This window comes from Noviherbaspirillum sp. ST9 (assembly GCF_048799745.1).
Taxonomy (GTDB): Bacteria; Pseudomonadota; Gammaproteobacteria; order Burkholderiales; family Burkholderiaceae_D; genus Noviherbaspirillum.
This window is the reverse complement of sequence record NZ_JBLWFR010000126.1, coordinates 1-616: the sequence shown is the minus strand read 5'-3', so window position 1 is coordinate 616 and position 616 is coordinate 1. Positions and strand designations below refer to the sequence as shown.

At 44.2% G+C, this 616-nt stretch carries 1 protein-coding gene; it reads left to right on the top strand.

What is annotated here, in order from left to right; all coding sequences use genetic code 11:
- Positions 1–128 precede the first annotated feature (128 nt).
- On the top strand, positions 129–616 hold a 488-nt coding region (locus tag ACNOHI_RS25125; protein ID WP_420477454.1), incomplete at its 3' end, for an aminotransferase class I/II-fold pyridoxal phosphate-dependent enzyme.

Genomic DNA, 616 nt, shown 5'->3' with positions numbered 1-616 from the left:
CCATTTCTATTTTGAAATTGCTTTCTTTTTCGAAGTTCCGGATGTAGAACAGCCTGAACAAATAGGCTGGACACACCTATTTGCCTTTCCGGACCTGTAATCTCTTTATTTATACATCGCATTTCGAGATGACGCTTTCATTACCGAAAAAATATTCTGCTTCTGGTACCACTATATTTACCCAGATGAGTGCGCTGGCACAACAACATAATGCGATTAATCTTTCGCAGGGATTTCCCGATTTTGAAGTGGACCCGGCTTTGGGTGACTTGCTGTTAGAAGCAAGCAGAAAGGGATTTAACCAATATGCGCCAATGGCCGGACTCCCTGGTTTAAGAGAGGAGATTTCCAGACATGTTCGTCATACCCAGTCCGTAATGATAAACCCGGATACAGAAATTACGCTGACGCCAGGGGCAACCTGCGCTATTTATACAGCTCTGGCAACTGTGTTGCAAACTGGGGATGAAGCTATCGTGTTTGAACCTGCCTACGATAGTTACATCCCCAATATTGAAATGAACGGTGCAAAAGCAATTACTGTCCCGCTCAATGCTCCATCTTTTTCCGTCGACTGGAACAGAGTTAGAAATGCAATAACACCGAAGACAAAGGC